17 protein-coding genes and 1 tRNA gene are annotated in these 18910 nt (G+C 61.9%); 9 read left to right on the top strand and 9 right to left on the bottom strand.

Translation table 11 applies throughout. The features are described 5' to 3' along the window. From AC3WS7_RS01665 to AC3WS7_RS01650, 4 genes are all read right to left on the bottom strand, one after another. Entirely contained in the window at positions 1–1602 is a 1602-nt protein-coding gene (locus AC3WS7_RS01665; RefSeq protein ID WP_492655153.1) for an ABC transporter ATP-binding protein, read from the bottom strand. Beyond that, on the bottom strand, positions 1599–2642 hold the full coding sequence (locus tag AC3WS7_RS01660) for an ABC transporter permease (protein WP_492655152.1): 1044 nt from the start codon (positions 2640–2642) through the stop codon (positions 1599–1601). The genes AC3WS7_RS01665 and AC3WS7_RS01660 overlap by 4 nt, the downstream gene beginning before the upstream one ends. A 4-nt stretch (positions 2643–2646) precedes the next feature. After that, complete coding sequence (locus tag AC3WS7_RS01655) at positions 2647–3672, bottom strand: microcin C ABC transporter permease YejB (RefSeq protein WP_492655151.1); 1026 nt, start codon at positions 3670–3672, stop codon at positions 2647–2649. 87 nt (positions 3673–3759) lie between these two features. Beyond that, on the bottom strand, positions 3760–5568 hold the full coding sequence (locus tag AC3WS7_RS01650; RefSeq protein ID WP_492655150.1) for an extracellular solute-binding protein: 1809 nt from the start codon (positions 5566–5568) through the stop codon (positions 3760–3762). Between the two features lie 43 nt (positions 5569–5611). Here AC3WS7_RS01650 and fabI point away from each other — a divergent pair, with 43 nt between their 5' ends. Then, entirely contained in the window at positions 5612–6421 is an 810-nt protein-coding gene (gene fabI, locus AC3WS7_RS01645) for an enoyl-ACP reductase FabI (RefSeq protein ID WP_296466058.1), read from the top strand. Between the two features lie 120 nt (positions 6422–6541). On the opposite strand, the gene AC3WS7_RS01640 is transcribed toward fabI, so the two are convergent. Continuing rightward, positions 6542–8812, bottom strand: coding sequence for an arginine/lysine/ornithine decarboxylase (locus AC3WS7_RS01640; RefSeq protein ID WP_296466056.1), 2271 nt, complete (start codon positions 8810–8812; stop codon positions 6542–6544). 133 nt (positions 8813–8945) lie between these two features. Between AC3WS7_RS01640 and AC3WS7_RS01635 the strand changes: the two genes are divergently transcribed. Together AC3WS7_RS01635 and AC3WS7_RS01630 are read left to right on the top strand one after the other, a co-directional pair. Then, positions 8946–9371 (top strand): NfeD family protein, encoded by a 426-nt coding sequence (locus tag AC3WS7_RS01635; RefSeq protein WP_492655149.1) that lies wholly within the window; start codon positions 8946–8948, stop codon positions 9369–9371. Between the two features lie 12 nt (positions 9372–9383). After that, complete coding sequence (locus tag AC3WS7_RS01630) at positions 9384–10292, top strand: SPFH domain-containing protein (RefSeq protein ID WP_296466048.1); 909 nt, start codon at positions 9384–9386, stop codon at positions 10290–10292. 59 nt (positions 10293–10351) lie between these two features. Here AC3WS7_RS01630 and AC3WS7_RS01625 read toward each other — a convergent pair. The 4 genes from AC3WS7_RS01625 to AC3WS7_RS01610 all read right to left on the bottom strand — a co-directional run bounded on the left by AC3WS7_RS01625 (position 10352) and on the right by AC3WS7_RS01610 (position 12690). Next, positions 10352–10441: transfer RNA gene (locus AC3WS7_RS01625), tRNA-Ser, on the bottom strand. Positions 10442–10523: 82 nt separating this feature from the next. After that, the gene (locus tag AC3WS7_RS01620; RefSeq protein WP_296465901.1) at positions 10524–10817 is read right to left on the bottom strand and encodes a hypothetical protein; all 294 of its coding nucleotides are present in this window, start codon (positions 10815–10817) and stop codon (positions 10524–10526) included. Next, positions 10817–11248: a DNA polymerase III subunit chi gene (locus AC3WS7_RS01615; protein WP_492655148.1), complete on the bottom strand. Its 432-nt coding sequence runs from the start codon at positions 11246–11248 to the stop codon at positions 10817–10819. The genes AC3WS7_RS01620 and AC3WS7_RS01615 overlap by 1 nt, the downstream gene beginning before the upstream one ends. Beyond that, positions 11245–12690 (bottom strand): leucyl aminopeptidase, encoded by a 1446-nt coding sequence (locus AC3WS7_RS01610; protein WP_492655147.1) that lies wholly within the window; start codon positions 12688–12690, stop codon positions 11245–11247. The genes AC3WS7_RS01615 and AC3WS7_RS01610 overlap by 4 nt, the downstream gene beginning before the upstream one ends. A gap of 23 nt (positions 12691–12713) precedes the next feature. Between AC3WS7_RS01610 and lptF the strand changes: the two genes are divergently transcribed. The 6 genes from lptF to AC3WS7_RS01580 all read left to right on the top strand — a co-directional run bounded on the left by lptF (position 12714) and on the right by AC3WS7_RS01580 (position 18832). After that, positions 12714–13820 carry an LPS export ABC transporter permease LptF gene (gene lptF, locus AC3WS7_RS01605; RefSeq protein ID WP_492655146.1) on the top strand — a complete coding sequence of 369 codons (1107 nt, stop codon included), beginning with the start codon at positions 12714–12716 and terminating at the stop codon, positions 13818–13820. Further along, positions 13817–14923 carry an LPS export ABC transporter permease LptG gene (gene lptG, locus AC3WS7_RS01600; protein WP_492655145.1) on the top strand — a complete coding sequence of 369 codons (1107 nt, stop codon included), beginning with the start codon at positions 13817–13819 and terminating at the stop codon, positions 14921–14923. Before lptF ends, lptG begins: the two co-directional genes overlap by 4 nt. Next, positions 14920–15297 (top strand): sirohydrochlorin chelatase, encoded by a 378-nt coding sequence (locus AC3WS7_RS01595; RefSeq protein WP_296465888.1) that lies wholly within the window; start codon positions 14920–14922, stop codon positions 15295–15297. The genes lptG and AC3WS7_RS01595 overlap by 4 nt, the downstream gene beginning before the upstream one ends. A 50-nt stretch (positions 15298–15347) precedes the next feature. Then, positions 15348–16313: a CysB family HTH-type transcriptional regulator gene (locus AC3WS7_RS01590; RefSeq protein WP_296465885.1), complete on the top strand. Its 966-nt coding sequence runs from the start codon at positions 15348–15350 to the stop codon at positions 16311–16313. Positions 16314–16431: 118 nt separating this feature from the next. Continuing rightward, entirely contained in the window at positions 16432–17592 is a 1161-nt protein-coding gene (locus AC3WS7_RS01585; protein ID WP_492655144.1) for a pyridoxal phosphate-dependent aminotransferase, read from the top strand. Positions 17593–17671: 79 nt separating this feature from the next. Then, positions 17672–18832 carry a PQQ-dependent sugar dehydrogenase gene (locus AC3WS7_RS01580; RefSeq protein ID WP_492655143.1) on the top strand — a complete coding sequence of 387 codons (1161 nt, stop codon included), beginning with the start codon at positions 17672–17674 and terminating at the stop codon, positions 18830–18832. The last annotated feature ends 78 nt before the right edge of the window (positions 18833–18910 follow it).

Raw genomic sequence — 18910 nt, 5'->3', positions numbered from 1 at the left:
CTATTCGGCTGCCGCCAACAGGGTTCGGGTGTAGCCGTGCTGTGGCGCATCCAGTACCCGCTCCACAGGGCCACTTTCCACCACATGCCCGGCTTGCATAACCACCACATGGTGCGCCATGGCCCGGATCACGGCCACATCGTGGGTGATCAGCAGGTAGGCCAGCCCTCTTTCGGCCTGCAGACGTTGCAGCAACTGCAGGATTTGCTGGGCCATGGTCACGTCCAGCGCGCTGGTGGGCTCATCCAGCACCAGCAGGCGTGGCTGCACGATCAGCGCCCGGGCAATGGCCAGGCGCTGGCGCTGGCCACCGGAAAACTGGTGTGGGTAGCGCTCCAGCAGGCCGGGAAACTGGGCATCCGTCAGCCCCACCACCTCCAGCGCCTCCTGCACCTGGCGGCGACGGGCCGCAGTGTCCAGCTGCGGCGCATGCACCAGCAGGCCCTCGCCCACAATTTCTTCTACCGTCAGCCGCGGCGACAGGGACGAGAACGGATCCTGAAACACCACCTGCAGCCCCTGGCGCAGGGCTTTGTCGACAGTGGCGCCCTGCCCCCAGGCCTGGCCCAGCACCGACAAACGGCCCGAACAGCGCTGCAACCCCAGGGCCGCCAGCGCCAGAGTGGATTTGCCGGAGCCCGACTCGCCCACCACCCCCAGCGTCTGGCCGGCGGGCACGGCAAAGTCGACGCCCTGCACGGCCACAAACTCGCCAGACCGAAACCAACCCTTCACGCCGCCCAGCGGCATCGGGTAGCCCACGCGCAGACCTTCACCCTGCAGCAGCACTTCGGCATCTGGCTGGGCCGGCAGCACGTGACGGACAGGTCGGCTGTCCAGCAGGCGCCGGGTGTAGGCGTGCTGTGGCTGAGCAAACACATCGGCCACGGCACCGTGCTCCACGATGTGCCCGGCCTCCATCACCGCCACACGGTCGGCAAACTGGCGCACCAGGTTCAGATCGTGGGTGATTAGCAGCACGGCCATGCCGTGTTGGTGCTGCAGCTGGTCCAGCAAATCGAGGATCTGGCGGCGCACCGTCACGTCCAACGCGGTGGTGGGCTCGTCGGCCAGCAACAGCTTGGGTTTGCAGGCCAGCGCCATGGCGATCATGGCGCGCTGGCGCTGGCCACCTGACAGCTGGTGCGGATAGGCCTTGTACCGGCGCGCAGGCTCGGCAATGCCGGTATCTGCTATCAATTGAATAGCTGCTTGCGCAGACTCCACGCGGTCCAGGCCTTGTTTTAGCTGCAAAATCTCGGCAATCTGCTCGCCTATGGTCAACACCGGGTTCAGGGCCGTCATGGGCTCTTGAAAGATCATGGCGATCTCTTGCCCGCGGATGGCCCGCAACTGGCGCTCCGGCAGGCCCAGCAGATTGACCGGCGCAGCCTGACCAAAGCGTGCGCTGCCCTGCACCTGTGCACCGTGGGCCAGGCCCAGCAAGCTCAGCGCGGTGACGGTTTTCCCGGAGCCTGACTCGCCCACCAACGCCAGCTTTTCACCGGACCGAACAAGGAAGTCCACGCCATGAACCACCTCCCGGCCGTCAAAAGCCACGCGCAGACCACGCACATCCAACAGTGAGGTGGAGGCGTTCATGTGTCCTGCTTCCGGGGGTCCAGCGCATCACGCAGGGCGTCGCCCATCAGGGTCAACAGCAACAGCGTGACCACCAGCACGGCAAAGGTGGAGAGAGAAATCCACCAGGCATCAATATTGTTTTTGCCCTGCGACAGCAGCTCGCCCAGCGACGGCGTACCAGGCGGCACACCCAGACCCAGAAAGTCCAGCGAGGTGAGTGCCAGAATGGCGCCGCTCATGCGGAATGGCAAAAAAGTGACCACGGGCGTCAGGCTGTTGGGCAGCACATGGCGGGTGATGATTTTCCAGTTGGACACGCCCAGGGCCCGTGCGGCGCGCACGTAGTCCAGCTGGCGGTTGCGCAGGAATTCGGCCCGCACATAGTCGGACAGGCCCATCCAGCCAAACAGGCTCAGCAGCACCAGCAGCAGCGCAATGCTGGGCGCAAACACGGCGCTGAAGATGATCAGCAGGTACAGCTCGGGCATGGCGCCCCAGACTTCGATAAAACGCTGAAAGGCCAGATCGGTCTTGCCCCCAAAAAATCCCTGGATGGCGCCGGTGACCACACCCAGCACCACACCGGTGAAGGTCAGCGCCAGCGCAAACAGCACGCTCACACGAAAACCATAGATCAGTTGCGCCAGCAGATCGCGCCCCCGGTCGTCGGTGCCGAACCAGTTGGCACGGCTGGGCGGCGCCGGGTTGGGCGCGGGGGCAAAGTAGTTCAGCGTCTTGGGGCCGTAGGTATTGGGTGCGAACAGCGCCCAGTTGCCGGGCTCGGCCAGGCGCTGCTGAATGAAGGGGTCCAGGTAGTCGGTGGGCGTGGCAAAGTCGCCGCCAAAGGTGGTCTCGGGGTAGTCACGCACCATGGGCCAGTAGATCTGCCTCTGGTAGACCACCACCAGCGGCCGGTCGTTGGACACCAGTTCTGCCACCAGGCTGACCAGCACCAACGTACAAAAAACCACCAGGCTGGCGAAACCCAGGCGGTTGCGCCGGAAGCGCTGCCAGGCGCGGCGGCTGGGGCTTTGGCTGTGGGCGGGGTTGGGTGGCATGGGTTCAGTCAAAGGTGACACGGGGGTCCACCCAGGCGTAGCACAGGTCGGAAATCAGCTTGGTGACCAGGCCGATCAGCGTGAAGAGGTAGAGCGTGCCCATGACGACCGGGTAGTCGCGACGGATCACGCTCTCGTAGCTCAGCAGGCCCAGGCCATCGAGCGAAAACAAGGTTTCGATCAACAGGGAGCCGGTAAAGAATGCGCCTACAAACGCGGCCGGAAACCCGGTGATGATGGGAATCAAGGCGTTGCGCATGACATGTTTCCACAGCACCTGCCGCTCAGACAAACCTTTGGCCCGGGCGGTCACCACATACTGTTTGCGAATTTCTTCGAGAAAGGCGTTTTTGGTCAGCATGGCCGTCACCGCGAAGCTGCCCAGCACCATGGCGGTAATGGGCATGGCGATGTGCCACAGGTAGTCCACCACGCGCGCGCCCCAACCCATCGCCTCCCAGTTGGCCGAAGTCAGGCCGCGCAAGGGAAACCATTGGAGCTGCCCACCAAAAATGACCAGCAAGGCCACCCCCAGGACAAAACCGGGGATGGCATAGCCCACCAGCACTAGCATGGTGGTGAGCAGGTCAAAGCGCGACCCGGCACGCACGGCCTTGGCCACGCCCAGGGGTACCGCAATCAGGTAACTGATAAAGAAAGTCCACAGGCCCAGGCTCATGGAGACAGGCAGCTTCTCCCAGATCAGGGTCGACACGTCTTTGTTCTGAAAAAAGCTCTTTCCCAAATCAAACTGCGCAAACTGCACCAGCATCTGCCAAAAGCGCTCTGGCGCCGGCTTGTCAAAGCCGTACAAGGCTTTGGCTTGTTCAATACGCTTGGGATCCACCCCCTGGGAGCCCCGGTAGCTCAATCCGCCTTCAGCACCGGTACCCGACGCAGCCCGGGCTTCCGCCAGGTACTGCTCCACCGGGCCACCGGGCACAAACTGGATCACCGCAAAGGTCAGCAGCAACACGCCCAGCAGCGTGGGCAGCATGAGAGCCAGGCGTTTGAGGGAATAAAGAAACATGCGGCGATTATGGAGACGGGCGAGCGCCGCCGGGCCGCCCCAAGGCGCGGGGGGCAGCGACCCGCACAGCAGTGGAGCATAGGGGCATCATTGCTTTGCCCACCAGGTGTCAATGGCCCAGCCCTCACCCGCTGCGTAAGGCGGCATGCGGGCGGGCTTGTCCAGGCGCCAGGCGTTGTAGGCCAGCCGGTGGGTGCTGGCCGACCACTGGGGCACCAGCACATGGCTGTGACCAATCACCCGGTCGAGTGCGCGGCAGGCGGGCAGCAAGTCCTGCTGGCGTTTGGCGCTGCTCAGGCTGCGCACCAGGGCGTCGACCACCGGGCTGGCGACACCGGCCAAATTGCCGGAGTCCTCGGTGGTGGCGGCCTGGCTGCCGAACAGGTCGGCGTATTCTTGGCCGGGGTTGTGGGTGCCGCCGTAGGCGATGGAGGTGATGTCAAAGTCAAACTTTTGCAGGCGCTGCTGGTAGAGCGCAAAGTCCACCGGCCTGAAATTGAGTTTGACGCCAATTTTCTCCAGGTTGCGGGCCCATGGCGTTACCACGCGTGCACCGGATTCATTGCTGTCCAGGTACTCCAGTTCAAAGGACTCGCCCTTGGCGTTGCGCAAGGCACCGTTGCGGTAGGTCCAGCCCGCGTCCTTGAGCAGCTGCTGGGCTTGCCGCAGGTTGGCACGCAAAGAGCCCTCGCCGTCGGTGCGAGGCGCCAGGGCCATGGGGCCAAACACAGGGGCTGGGAGCTGCTGCCGCCAGGGGTTCAACAGCAGCAGCTCGTCTGCCGACGGTGCCCCCACAGCCTGGCACGCCGTGTTGCCGAACAGGCCCTGCACACGCTGGTAGGCTCCGTAAAACATCTGGCGATTCATCCACTCGTAGTCCAGCGCCAGCCCCAACGCCTGGCGAACCCGCACATCCTGCAGCTTGCTGCGCCGGGTGTTCAGCACATAGCTTTGAAACCCGGTCGGCAGGCGGTGCGTGAACTCGGCTTTCACCAACTCGCCGCTGTCGAATTTGCGGCCATTCACGCGGCGCGCCCAGTCGCCTGCCGAGAAGAAGCGCATCAGGTCAAACTCCCCGGCTTTGAGGGCTTCGAGGCGGGCCGTGTTGTCTTTGTAGATCTTGACAGTGATGCGGTCGAAATTACCGCTTCCCCGGCGCACGTTCAGGTCCTGGGCCCAGTAGCTGCCATCGCGCACGTAGGTGATGTCTTTGCCAAAGTTCACCGGGCCAATCCGGTAGGGCCCGCTGCCAATGGGGATGTCCGTGACAACTTGGTCAAACGGCTTGGCCTTGCTGCCCTCTTCGCCCCAGCGGTGGCTGAACACGGGCAGACCCCCGACAGTCAGCGGCAGCTCGCGGTTGGCCTGCTTGAAACGGTAGCGCACCGTGGTGGCATCGACTACATCCACCCCCGCGACGTCAGCCAACAGGCTTTTGTAGGCCGGTGAGGTGAAGGGCCCCACCAGGGTGTCAAAGCTGTGCTTCACATCCCGGGCCAGCACCGGGTCGCCGTTGTGAAAGCGCGCCTGCTTGCGCAGGCGAAAGGTCGCGCTCATGCCATCGCTCGCCACAGCCACATCCTCGGCCAACAGGCCGTAGCCTGCCGCGGTTTCATCCAGCGAGCCCGCCAACAGCGAATCGAACATCAGGCTGCTGAGGTAGGCCGGTGCGGTGCCCTTGATGGTGAACGGGTTGTACTTGTCGAAAGTGGAGACGCGCAGATTGCTCACCAGCCGCAGCTCGCCGCCTTTGGGCGCCTGCGGGTTCACGTAGTCAAACTGGGCAAAGCCCGCGGGGTACTTGAGCTCGCCCCACAGGGCATAGCCATGGGCACCCCAAGCAGGCAGAACCGCACTGATCGACAGCGCAAGACAAACAGACACCCAAATTCGCATGCGACAATTCTGCATCAGACCAAGCATTTTTCATGAGGACGATATGGGCTTTTTAGCAGGCAAGAAGTTGTTGATCACGGGCGTGTTGTCGAACCGCTCCATTGCGTACGGCATCGCCAAAGCCTGCAAAGAGCAAGGCGCTGAGCTGGCTTTCAGCTACGTGGGCGAGCGCTTCAAGGAGCGCATCACCGAGTTTGCGGCCGACTTTGACTCCAAGCTGGTGTTTGACTGCGATGTAGGCAACGACGCGCAGATCGAGCAGCTTTTCAAGGACCTCTCGGTGCACTGGCCCACCTTTGACGGTTTTGTCCACAGCATTGGTTTTGCGCCCCGTGAAGCGATCGCGGGCAATTTCCTGGATGGTTTGACGCGCGAGAATTTCAAGATCGCACACGACATCAGTGCCTACAGCTTCCCCGCCATGGCCAAGGCCGCCCTGCCCTTTCTGAATGACAAGGCCGCCCTGTTGACCCTGACCTACCTGGGCGCCGAGCGCATCATCCCCAACTACAACACCATGGGCCTGGCCAAAGCCAGCCTGGAAGCCAGCGTGCGCTACTTGGCCGAGGCCGTAGGCTGCACACCGGATGGCCGCAGCATCCGCGTCAACGGCGTCAGCGCCGGCCCCATCAAGACCTTGGCTGCCAGCGGCATCAAGGACTTTGGCAAGCTGCTGAACATGGTGGCCGGTGCCTCACCGATTCGCCGCAACGTCACCATTGAAGATGTTGGCAATGTGGCGGCCTTCCTGCTGAGCGACCTGGCCAGTGGCGTGACCGCCGAGATCACCTATGTGGACGGCGGTTACAGCCAGACCATGGGCGTGACCACACCCGAGCCTGCAGCGGGCTGAATTTAAGCAAAATCGGGCTGTAGCCCGTATGGGTGCTGCGCGAGCAGCTCCTAAAAATATAGCGCCACTGCAATCTGCACTGGCGCTATATTTCATGGCAAGCCCCATTCGGGGCGACGGTCAGGACTTGACGCAGTCAGCGTAATAGCACAACCGGCCATCCTCGCCCACTTCGCTCACCAGACCGTGCACATCGGTCTCGAAGCCAGGGCACTGCGCGTTGAACTCGCGTGAGAACTTCAGGTAATCCACCACTTTCTTGTTGAACACCTCGCCGGGGATCAGCAGCGGAATGCCCGGTGGGTAGGGTGTGACCATGCCGACCGACACGCGGCCTTCCAGGTGGTCAATCTCCACGCGCTCAGTCTTGCGCAGCGCAATGTGGGCGTAGGCGTCGCTGGGCTTCATGGCGGGGGTCAGGTCGCTCAGGTAGACCTCGGTGGTCAGGCGGGCGATGTCGAACTTGGCGTAGAGCTGGTGGATGTGGTGGCACAGGTCGGCCAGTCCCATCTTCTCGTAGCGCGGGTACTTCTGCACAAATTCGGGCAGCACGCGCCACATCGGCTGGTTCTTGGCGTAGTCATCCTTGAACTGCTGCAGCGCAGTCAACATGCTGTTCCAGCGGCCCTTGGTAATACCGATGGTGAACATGATGAAGAAGCTGTACAGGCCGGTCTTCTCCACCACCACACCGTGCTCGGCCAGGAACTTGGTCACGATGGAGGCCGGAATGCCGGTCTTGGCAAACTTGCCGTTCAGGTCCAGGCCGGGGGTCACGATGGTGGACTTGATCGGGTCCAGCATGTTGAACCCACTGGCCAGTTTGCCAAAGCCATGCCAATTCGCCTTGGCGCTCTTGCTCTCACCCTTGATGATCCAGTCCGCAGCCTTGCCAATGCCTTCGTCGGCCAGGTGGTCGGGCCCCCAGACCTTGAACCACCAGTCATCGCCGTACTCCTGGTCCACCTTGCGCATGGCGCGGCGGAAGTCCAGTGCCTCGGCAATGCTCTCTTCCACCAGCGCAGTGCCACCGGGTGGCTCCATCATCGCGGCGGCCACGTCGCAACTGGCAATGATGCTGTACTGCGGGCTGGTGCTGGTGTGCATCAGGTAGGCCTCGTTGAAGAGGTGCTTGTCCAGCTTGACGGTTTGCGAGTCCTGCACCAGCACGTGGCTGGCCTGGCTGATACCGGCCAGCAGCTTGTGGATGGACTGGGTGCTGTAGACCACGGCCTCCTTGGGGCGCGCGCGGTTCTTGCCCATGGCATGGTAGGTGCCATAGAACGGGTGGAAGGCGGCGTGTGGCAACCAGGCCTCATCGAAGTGGATGTTCTCCACATAACCATCGAGCATGCTCTTGATGGTTTCGGTGTTGTAGAGCACACCGTCGTAGGTGCTTTGCGTCAGCGTCAGGATGCGCGGCTTCACCGTCTTGGCGTTCACGCCTTTGAGCAGCGGATTGGCCTTGATCTTGGCCTGGATAGTGGCGGGCTCAAACTCGCTTTGCGGGATCGGGCCAATGATGCCGAAGTGGTTGCGCGTGGGCTTCAAAAACACGGGGATGGCCCCGGTCATGATGATGGCGTGCAGGTTGCTCTTGTGGCAGTTGCGGTCCACAACCACGATGTCGCCGGGTGCCACGGTGTGGTGCCAGACCATCTTGTTACTGGTACTGGTGCCGTTGGTCACAAAGAAGCAGTGGTCGGCATTAAAAATACGCGCTGCATTACGCTCGGAAGCGCCAATCGCACCGTTGTGATCCAGCAGTTGGCCCAACTCTTCCACCGCGTTGCACACGTCAGCGCGCAGCATGTTTTCACCATAGAACTGGTGGTACATCTGTCCCACCGGGCTCTTCAAGAAGGCCACGCCGCCTGAGTGACCGGGGCAGTGCCAGCTGTAGGAGCCATCTTCGGCATAGTCCAGCAGCGCCTTGAAAAATGGCGGTTGCACGCCTTCCAGGTAGCCCTTAGCCTCGCGGATGATGTGGCGCGCCACGAACTCGGGCGTGTCTTCAAACATGTGGATGAAGCCGTGCAGCTCGCGCAGGATGTCGTTGGGGATGTGGCGGCTGGTCTTGGTCTCGCCGTACACATAAATCGGCACATCCAGATTCTTGCGGCGCACTTCTTCAATGAAGTGGCGCAGGTTCAGCACCGCAGGGTCCAGGTCCGGGCCGGGGGTGAATTCCTCGTCGTCGATGGACAAGATAAAGGCACTGGCGCGCGACTGCTGCTGGGCAAACTGGCTCAGGTCGCCATAGCTGGTAACGCCCAGCACCTCAAAACCCTCAGACTCGATGGCCTGGGCCAGGGCGCGGATGCCCAGGCCGGACGTGTTTTCCGAGCGGAAATCTTCGTCAATGATGATGATGGGAAAGCGAAACTTCATCGAAAGGCTCCAACGGGCGGGCTAAAAATGGCAAAACAGGCGCGAAGTGTAAGGACTTCTGGCAACAACATCATGGCGCTGCCCTGCATTTGAACCACAATGTGGCGTCATCAATACAAAGGAGGCCTCCCCCATGTCGCAACCCACCCTGTGGTGGCTCGTCACTGGCGCCATTGTGGCGGTAGAGCTGCTAACCGGCACGTTCTACCTGCTGATGCTCGGCTTGGGCGCGGTTGCCGCCGCCCTGGCCGCCCACCTAGGAGCCAACCTGACTGTTCAACTGGTACTTGCCTCGCTGGTAGGCGGTGGCGCAGTGGTGGTCTGGCACCTCAAACGGGCCTCAAGCCGTACCGAGGCTCCGGCCCAGGCCAATGCCAACGTCAACCTGGACATTGGTGAAACCGTGCAGGTGAGCAGCTGGAATGCCGATGGCACGGCCAGCGTGCACTACCGCGGCGCGCAGTGGACGGTCATGCACCGTGCCGGCATCAACCCAACCCCGGGCGCTCACCGGGTAGCAGAGATGGTGGGCAACCGCCTTTTGGTCGACAAAGCTTAAACAGGAAACGCTATGGAAATCGCAATCATTCTTCTGGTCATCGCCGTCCTATTCATTACCCGCTCGGTCAAAGTCGTGCCACAACAGCATGCGTGGGTGATTGAGCGCCTGGGCAAGTACCACGGCACGCTGACTCCGGGCCTGAACTTTCTGGTGCCCTTTATTGACCGCGTGGCCTACAAACACGTGTTGAAAGAAATTCCGCTCGACATTGCCAGCCAGGTCTGCATCACCAAAGACAACACCCAACTGCAGGTCGACGGCATTCTGTACTTTCAAGTCACCGACGCGATGCGCGCCAGTTACGGATCGAGCAACTACATCGTCGCCATTTCGCAGTTGGCACAGACCTCCCTGCGCTCTGTCATCGGCAAACTGGAGCTGGACAAGACTTTCGAGGAGCGCGACATCATCAACGCCCAGGTGGTAGCCGCCATTGACGAAGCGGCACTCAACTGGGGTGTGAAGGTGCTGCGCTACGAGATCAAAGATTTGACGCCACCGAAGGAAATCCTGCACGCCATGCAGGCCCAAATCACCGCGGAGCGCGAAAAACGCGCACTGATTGCAGCATCCGAAGGCCGCCGCCAAGAACAAATCAACATCGCCACCGGCGAACGCGAAGCCTTTATTGCCCGCTCCGAGGGCGAAAAACAAGCCGCCATCAACAGTGCACAAGGTGAGGCCGCATCGATCACCGCAGTGGCCGAAGCAACCGCCAACGCAATTGAACGGATCGCCGCAGCCATTCGCCAACCAGGTGGCGAACAGGCCGTCCAGTTGAAAGTGGCCGAACGTGCCGTCGACGCCTATGGCAAGGTGGCTGCGGATGCCACCACCACACTGATCATTCCCGGCAACATGAGTGAAGTCTCCGGTCTGATTGCAACCGCCATGAAAATGGTGCAGTCCAGCAAGTAAGCGGGACATACGGGCAACAAAAAAGCCCGTAGTGCATTGCACTACGGGCTATCTGTTTCTGGCGGAGCAGGCGGGATTCGAACCCGCGGTGGGTTTTACCCCACGCACGCTTTCCAGGCGTGTGACTTAAACCGCTCATCCACCGCTCCAGAGCCTCGTATTCTAGCCTGTCTTTAGGGGCAGATTGGGGTGAGAGCCAGCAAACTGCACAAAAAAAATATGCGGGCTGGCCTAGCGGCTTGGGGGCACCGGCATTTCTGCCACAGCACCCTCCACCGCGGCACGCACCATTTGCGCCAAGTCGTGCTGGATACGCGGAGAAAGTTCACGCAACTGTTCCTGCACCAGATCAGCAACCAGTTCGCGGAGCTGGTTCTCGATATGGGGCGCCACGGCCTGCATCACTCTGGCCACCATAACGTCGGTATCGATAGGAGACTGCGGCGGCGGCTCAGGGGCATGGGGCGGCTGCACCACCTCGGTCAGCGTAGGTAAAAAACGCGGCGTGGGTTTGGAGGTGCGCATCACGCGGCTCCTTTGAGATTCAGGTCGTGTTTTTGGATGGCAATTCCCCGCTGGGCGTAATGTTTCCATCGCCCACGGGCTGCCAATCGGTCTTCCTCATCGTGGCTCACCACCTCAATCACCCGGCCAAACCGGTCAAAACCGTCTGGCACGGTGTCTGACAGATTCAGCAACACACGGTCGGCGGGCAAGCCCGCATGCAGCGCACTGGCCAACACCACCGAACTGCGCGATGTCGACGGATCCCCATCCACACAATGTGCCAAAAACTCGGTCGGCGATTGCGCCCATAAATGGGCGTCGAGGCGGCGCACCATGTCGTGCGACCCCAGTACGACCAAACGTGCGCCGCGCCCGACGGCCTTGCGCAGCAGGCGTCCGGCGTATTCCAGCTTGTTGGGTGCACCGAAATGGAAGGCCACTTCCGTCACTTGTTCTCCGCCCGGGCCATCAGGAATTCAACGAGCAGCCCTACAGGGCGCCCAGTAGCACCCTTCGCCGCACCACTTTTCCAGGCGGTACCGGCGACGTCCAGGTGCGCCCAGGGGTACTGGCTGGTGAAACGCTGCAAGAATTTGGCGGCTGTAATTGCGCCGCCCATGCGTCCTGCCACGTTGGCCACATCCGCAAAATTGGTTTTGAGGCCATCCGCGTAGTCATCATCCAGGGGCATACGCCAGGCCAGGTCGGCACTGCACTCACCCGCCTCCAGCAAAGCATCTCCCAGTGCATCGTCACTGGTAAACAAACCACTGCGCACGCTGCCCAGGGCCACTACGCACGCGCCAGTGAGTGTGGCGATATCCACCACGGCGGTAGGTTTGAAGCGTTCGGCATAACTGAGTGCATCACACAGCACCAGCCGGCCTTCGGCGTCGGTGTTCAAAATCTCAATGGTCTGCCCGCTCATGCTGGTCACCACATCACCAGGCTTGACGGCGCGGCCATTGATCAAGTTTTCGCAAGCCGGAATCAGGCCCACGACATTGAGGTGGGGTTTGAGTTCGGCCAGTGCCCGGAACACCCCCAACACGCTGGCAGCCCCCGACATGTCGAACTTCATCTCGTCCATCTCGGCAGCGGGTTTGATGGAAATGCCGCCGCTGTCAAAGGTAATGCCCTTGCCCACCAGCACGGTGGGCGCTTTGGTCTTGGCTGCGCCGTCATAGCGCAAGACGATGAAGCGTAAGGGTTCGTCTGAACCTTGGGCCACGGCCATGAAAGAACCCATGCCCAGCTTGGCCACTTCCTTGGGGCCCAGCACCTCGCACGACACCTTGGGCAGCTTGGCCAGGGCCTGAGCCGCTTGCCCCAGAAGCGTTGGCGTGGCGTGGTTGGCCGGACGATTGGCCCACTCCTTGGCCAGCTCCATGCCCAACACCGTGGCAGTGGCACGCGCAAAGCTGGCGGATACCTCGGTCGCGTTGCTGGCCGCGACCAGGCATTTCTGCAGGGTGCGTGGCTCAGGCTTGCTTTTGGCATGGGTGTAGCTGTACGTGGCATCCGCCGCAGCCAATACCGCAGCCCGCACGGCGTCCTCATGGGCTGCCGCCGCGAAGGCCAGCACCACTTTTTTACCCAAGGCGGCCTTGACCGAGCCCAGTGCCGACGCCACCGCAGCCCGCACTTGCTTGGCCCTGCCCTCGCCAACCCCCACCAGCAGCAAGCGTGGCGCATTGGCCTGCGATGCCCGGTACAGCGAGACCAGTTGCCCGGGCTTGGCCCCCAAGTCACCGGCTTTCACGGCTTGGGCCACCAACAGCGACAGCTCGTCCTTGCCTGGCTTGAAATCCTGCGGCACCAGCAGCACCAGGACATCACATTTTTCGTTGGCAAGGCCCACCAGGGTCAAAGGCTTGAGTTCAAAGTTCATAATTCGTGCTTTCTTTCACCGCCATGTTATTCCATTCCTCCATCCGCAAAGAGTTGGCACGCAGTTTCGGCGCCACCTTGGTGGTGCTGGTCACCGTGGTCATGACCATGACGCTGATCCGCACCTTGGGAGAGGCCTCGCGGGGCACCTTCAACCCGGCCGATGTGATGATCATCATGGGCTACACGGTGCTTTCCGACATGCCCACCATCCTGTCCATGAGTCTGTTCATTGCAGTGCTCAGCGTACTGACCCGCATGTACCAGGACAGCGAAATGGTGATCTGGTTTGGCAGCGGGCGCGGACTGGCGTCCCTGCTCAAACCCCTGTTTCGCTTTGCCTGGCCGATTTTGGTGGTGATCCTGGCGCTGGCTTTTTTGATCCTGCCCTGGGCCTTTGGCCGCATTGAAGACCTGCGCTACAAGTACGACAAGCGCGGCGACATCGCCCGCATCGAGCCCGGCCAGTTTCAGGAGTCGGCCAATGGCGACCGCGTGTTTTTCATCGAAAAAGACGCACGTGGCCAGCAAACCGGTAATAACGTCTTTATCGCCACCCAGGAACAGGGCAAAGAAACCATCACCTCTGCACGTACCGGACGGGTCGAGGTGATGGGTGATGACAAGTTTTTGGTGCTGGACCATGGCCAACGGCTGGAGCGCACACCAGGAAAAGCCGACATGACAGTAAGCGTGTTTGAGCGCTACGGCGCACGCGTGGGGGCAGACGACCAGTCCACCCGCGACTACGCGCCCACCCATGCCAAGACCACCCTGGAGCTGGTGCAGTCCCCCACGCCTCTGCACCTGGCCGAGCTGGCCTGGCGCATCGGGCTCACCTTTGCAGCGATGAACTTCATCGTGATCGGCCTCGCGTCTGCCGGGGTCAACCCGCGTGCCGGACGGGTGGGCAACCTGGGCTTTGCCTTCCTCACTTTCGTGGTGTATTTCAACTTGCTGGTGCTGGGCAAAAGCTGGATCCAGTCCGGGCAGGTCGAATTCGGCATATTTTTGCTGGGCTTGCATGGTGGTGCCCTGGTGCTGGGCCTGCTGTGGTTGACCAAGCGCCACCACAACTGGACACCTCGCCTGCGCCGACGCCGCACCACCGCACCGGAGGCCCGCCCATGAAAACCCTGCGGCGTTTGTTGTACGGCGAGGTCATCGTCGCCGTGTTTCTGGTTACGCTGGGCTTCATTGCCCTGTTCTTCTTCTTTGATGTGGTGGAAGAGCTGCAGGCCGTGGGCAAGATCAAATCGGTGGGTTACCAAATTCCCCAAGCGCTGATCTATGTCGCGTTGATGATTCCCAGCCACGTTTACGAACTGTTCCCCATCACCGTGTTGATTGGTACCATTTTTGTCATGGCACGGCTGGCGCGCAGCTCGGAGTTCACCATCTTGCGCACCAGCGGCCTGGGCCCCTGGCGTGCCCTGCGCACGCTGATGGCACTGGGCCTGGGTTTTGTGTTGTTCACCTTTGCGGTGGGTGACTATGTGGCGCCCCTGGCCGACAAAACCGCGCAGTTGCTCAAGTCGCGCTTCCAGGGCAGCATGTCGGTCGGCAAGACTGGCGCCTGGCTGAAGGAAAAACAGGCCTATGGCCACTATGCCGTTAACGTGGGCTCGCTGGCACCGAATGCCAGCATGGAAGACGTACGCATCTTCGAGTTTGACAACCAGGGCTATCTGGTGTCCCTGACGCAGGGCAAAACCGGGCAGTTTGGCGAAGACGAATCCTGGTTGCTGCAGGACGTGGAGCGCACCGAATTCACCGCCCCCGAAAGCGCCACACCCCGTGCCGACCGGGCCCAGTTCGAGAGCTTTCGCTGGCCCACCAGGGTGAGCGCCGAAATGGTCTCGGCTGCTGTGCTGCGCCCCGAGCGCATGGGCACCATCGACCTGTTCCAGTACATGCGCCACCTCAATGCCAACGGCCAATCGGCGCAGAAATACGAAATCCAGTTCTGGAAAAAAGTGTTCTACCCGATGAGTTGCCTGGTGATGGTGGTACTCGCCCTGCCCTTTGCCTACCTGCATTTCCGATCCGGCGGCATTGCCAGCTACACCTTTGGCGGCGTCATGGCGGGCATCAGCTTTGTGCTGCTCAACAACGTGATGAACGACCTAGGCAACCTGCAGGGCTGGCAGCCCTGGTTTACCGCGGCGCTGCCGGGGCTGATTTATTCGGTGATTTCTCTCACTGCCTTCTCTTGGCTGGTACTACGACGATGAGCCTTCCCCATCCCACCGGTGTGGTGCTGTTTGCCCACGGCTCGCGCGACCCGCTCTGGCACCGGCCCATCGAGGCGGTGGCGGCGCAAATCCGCCAGTCCTCGCCAGACACGCTGGTGGTCTGCGCCTATCTGGAGCTGAGCCAGCCCGACCTGCCTACTGCTGTGGCCGACCTGATCGCCCAGGGTGCGCGCGCCGTGCGCATTGTTCCGATGTTTTTGGGCGTGGGCCGCCACGCTCGCGAAGACCTGCCGGCGTTGGTGCACAACCTGCGCGTGCAGTACCACCTGGTTCCCATCCTGCTGCAAGACGCCGTGGGGGAAGACCCGCGCATGGTGCAATTGCTGGCGCAGATCGCCCTGGACAGCGCCTAGCAATAGATGTTTTGATGCATAATGAATTTCATCTTTAGGTGAAATTTGATATGAACTTACACCAATTTCGCTTCGTTCAGGAAGCCGCGCGCCGCAACCTCAACCTGACCGAAGCCGCCAAAGCCCTGCACACCTCGCAGCCCGGTGTGTCCAAGGCCATCATCGAACTCGAAGAGGAACTGGGCATCGACATCTTTGCGCGCCATGGCAAACGCCTCAAGCGCATCACCGAACCCGGCCAGCATGTGCTCAAAAGCATCGAGCTGATCCTGCGCGAAGTGAACAACCTCAAGCGCATCGGTGAGCAATACAGCTCGCAGGACAGTGGCACCCTCTCCATCGCCACCACCCACACCCAGGCCCGTTATGTACTGCCCGAAAAAGTGGCCCAGCTGCGCACCGCCTTCCCCAAAGTCAACGTGAGCCTGCACCAGGGCGCGCCCGACCAGGTGGCCCGCATGCTGATCGACGACGTGGCCGAAATCGGCATTGCCACCGAGTCGCTGGCCAACTACTCCGAGCTGGTGACCCTGCCCTGCTACGAATGGCAGCACGTACTGGTGCTGCCCACCGACCACCCGCTGGCCAAGAAGGAGCGCGTGACCTTGGAAGAAGTGGCCGCCGAGCCACTGATCACCTACCACCCCTCCTTCACCGGCCGCACCAAGATCGACCAGGCTTTTGCCGCGCGCAAGCTGGAACCCCGCATTTCGCTGGAAGCCATCGACTCTGACGTGATCAAAACCTATGTGCGCCTGGGCCTGGGTATTGGCATTGCCGCCGAAATGGCGGTCACCGATGTGGTGGAAGACATGGAGAAAAATGACGCCAAGGGCGGCCTGGTGGTGCGATCTGCCGGCTACCTGTTTGGCCAGAACATCACCCGCGTGGCCTTCAAGCGAAGCGCCTATCTGCGCAACTTCGTCTTTACCTTTGCCGAACTGCTGAGCAGCCGCCTGGACCGCACTCTGATTGCCAAGGCTATGGAAGGCCATGTGAACGACTATGAGCTTTGAGCCCCCTGAAGCAGCCTTCGGCCGCTGCCCCCCTCAGGAGGGCGCCACCAGCGACCCGGCAAAGCCGGTTCCGCGGTGGCACTGACCAAACCATTTCATTCCTGCATCGTGTGATTTCATGAACGACCCACGCACCCCAAGCATTACCTCCCGCCTGCCCAAGGTGGGCACCACCATCTTTACCGTGATGTCGGCCCTGGCTGCCGAGCACAAGGCGGTGAACCTGGGCCAGGGCTTTCCCGACTTTGCCTGCGATCCCGCGCTGGTGGATGCGGTGACCGCCGCCATGCAGGCCGGCCACAACCAGTACCCGCCCATGACCGGCGTGCCGGTGCTGCGCCAGGCCGTGGCGGCCAAGATCGCCGCCTTGCATGGCAAGCAATACCACCCAGACACCGAGATCACCATCACCGCCGGCGCCACCCAGGCCATCATCACCGCCATCCTGGCCGTGGTGCACCCGGGCGATGAAGTCATTGTGCTGGAGCCCTGCTACGACAGCTATGTGCCCAATATCGAGCTGGCCGGCGGTGTGGTGGTGCGCGTGCCGCTCACACCCGGCACCTTCCGGCCCGACTTTGCCAAGATCAGCGCGGCCATCACGCCCAAAACGCGCGCCCTGCTGATCAACACCCCGCACAACCCCAGCGCCACGGTGTGGAGCAAAACCGACATGCTGGCCCTGCAAGACCTGCTGGCCCCCACCGATGTGCTGCTGATCAGCGATGAGGTGTACGAACACATGGTGTTTGACGACCAGCCGCATGAAAGCGTGTCGCGCTACCCCGATCTGGCAGCACGCGCCTTTGTGGTGTCCAGCTTTGGCAAAACTTTCCATGTCACGGGCTGGAAAGTAGGCACCGTCGCCGCCCCGGCGCCGCTCATGGCCGAGTTCCGCAAGGTGCACCAGTTCAATGTGTTCACCGTAAACACGCCGGTGCAACACGCACTGGCCGCCTATCTGAGCAACCCCGCACCCTACCTGGAGCTGCCCGCGTTCTACCAGCGCAAACGTGACCTGTTCCGCGCCGGACTGGCCCACACCAAGTTCAAGCTGTTGCCCAGCCAGGGCAGCTACTTCCAGTGTGTGGACATCTCGGAGGTGAGCGACCTGGGCGAGGCCGACTTCTGCCAGTGGCTCACGCGCGAGGTGGGCGTGGCGGCGATTCCCCTGTCCGCTTTTTATGGCGACGGTTTCGACCAACGCGTGGTGCGCTTCTGCTTTGCCAAACAAGACGCCACCCTGAACGCGGCGCTGGAGCGCTTGCAAAAACTCTGATTTGCTATCATTTCAGGAGCTGTTTGCGTATATTCTACGGGGGCTAGAGGCCAATTTGTCTTAAAAATGGAGGGCAACCATGGTTCTGAAGCACCTTGTCTGGCGTGGCCTTGGCCTGTGCCTGGCGGCCCTGTGCGCTAGCACCGCGCTGGCGCAGACTGCATCCCCGTTGCGGGTGGAAGTCGTCGCCACCCAATTGCAAAGTCCCTGGGCCCTGGCCTTTCTGCCAGACGGCCGTTTTTTGGTGACCGAACGCCCCGGCACGCTGCGCGTGGTGGAAGCCACCGGGGCCGTATCTGCCCCCTTGCCTGGTGTGCCGGCCGTAGCCGCTGGCGGCCAGGGCGGGCTGCTCGACGTGCTGCTGGACAGCGACTACGCCAACAACCGCACCCTCTACCTCTGCTACGCCGAACCCGGCGCTGGCGGCAACAGCACGGCCTTGGCACGTGCCCAACTGTCCCAAGACCGCAGCCAACTGCAAAACGTGCAGGTGCTCTTCAGCCAACAGCCCAAGGTGGCCAGCAGCGCCCACTTTGGCTGCCGCATCGCCGAAGGCCGCAAGGATGGGCGCCCTGACGGCACCTTGTTTTTGACACTGGGCGAGCGCTTCAGCCGCAAAGACGATGCCCAGCGCCTGGACAACCACCACGGCAAAGTCGTGCGCGTGGGCAAGGACGGCAGCATCCCCGCCGACAACCCCTTCAACACACCCGCCGCACGGCGCGACGGCGCCCTGCCCGAGATCTGGAGCTACGGCCACCGCAACCCCCAGGGCCTGGTGCTGGCCCCTGACGGCGCGCTGTGGGAACACGAGCACGGCCCACAGGGTGGTGACGAGCTCAACCGCATCACCCGTGGCCGCAACTACGGCTGGCCCATCATCACTTATGGCGAAAACTACGGTGGTGGCCGCATTGGCAGCGGTATCACTGCGCAGGCCGGCATGGAGCAGCCGCTGCACTATTGGGTGCCATCCATCGCGCCGTCCGGCATGGCCTTCATCACCAGCGAGCGCTACGGCAAGGCCTGGATGGGCAACTTGGTGGTGGGTTCGCTCAAGTTTGGTTACCTGGCGCGACTGGAACTTGCTGCACCGTTTAGCGGCAAGGTACTGCGTGAAAGCAAGCTGCTGCCCGAGTTGGGCGAACGCGTGCGCGATGTACGCCAGGGCCCCGATGGCCTGCTCTACCTGCTGACCGACAGCCCCAACGGGCGGCTGCTGCGCGTGTTGCCGCGCTAAGCCGGGCGGCGGGCGCCGCTGCGATGCCTGCCCTTCACGCATTTGTCATGTTCCAACGCTGTAATGCGGGCTTCGTTG

Source organism: Rhodoferax sp. EU05-FHT12H12 (assembly GCF_058791215.1).
The sequence above is the reverse complement of the archived record's forward strand: the minus strand, read 5'-3'. Positions and strand labels throughout refer to the sequence as shown.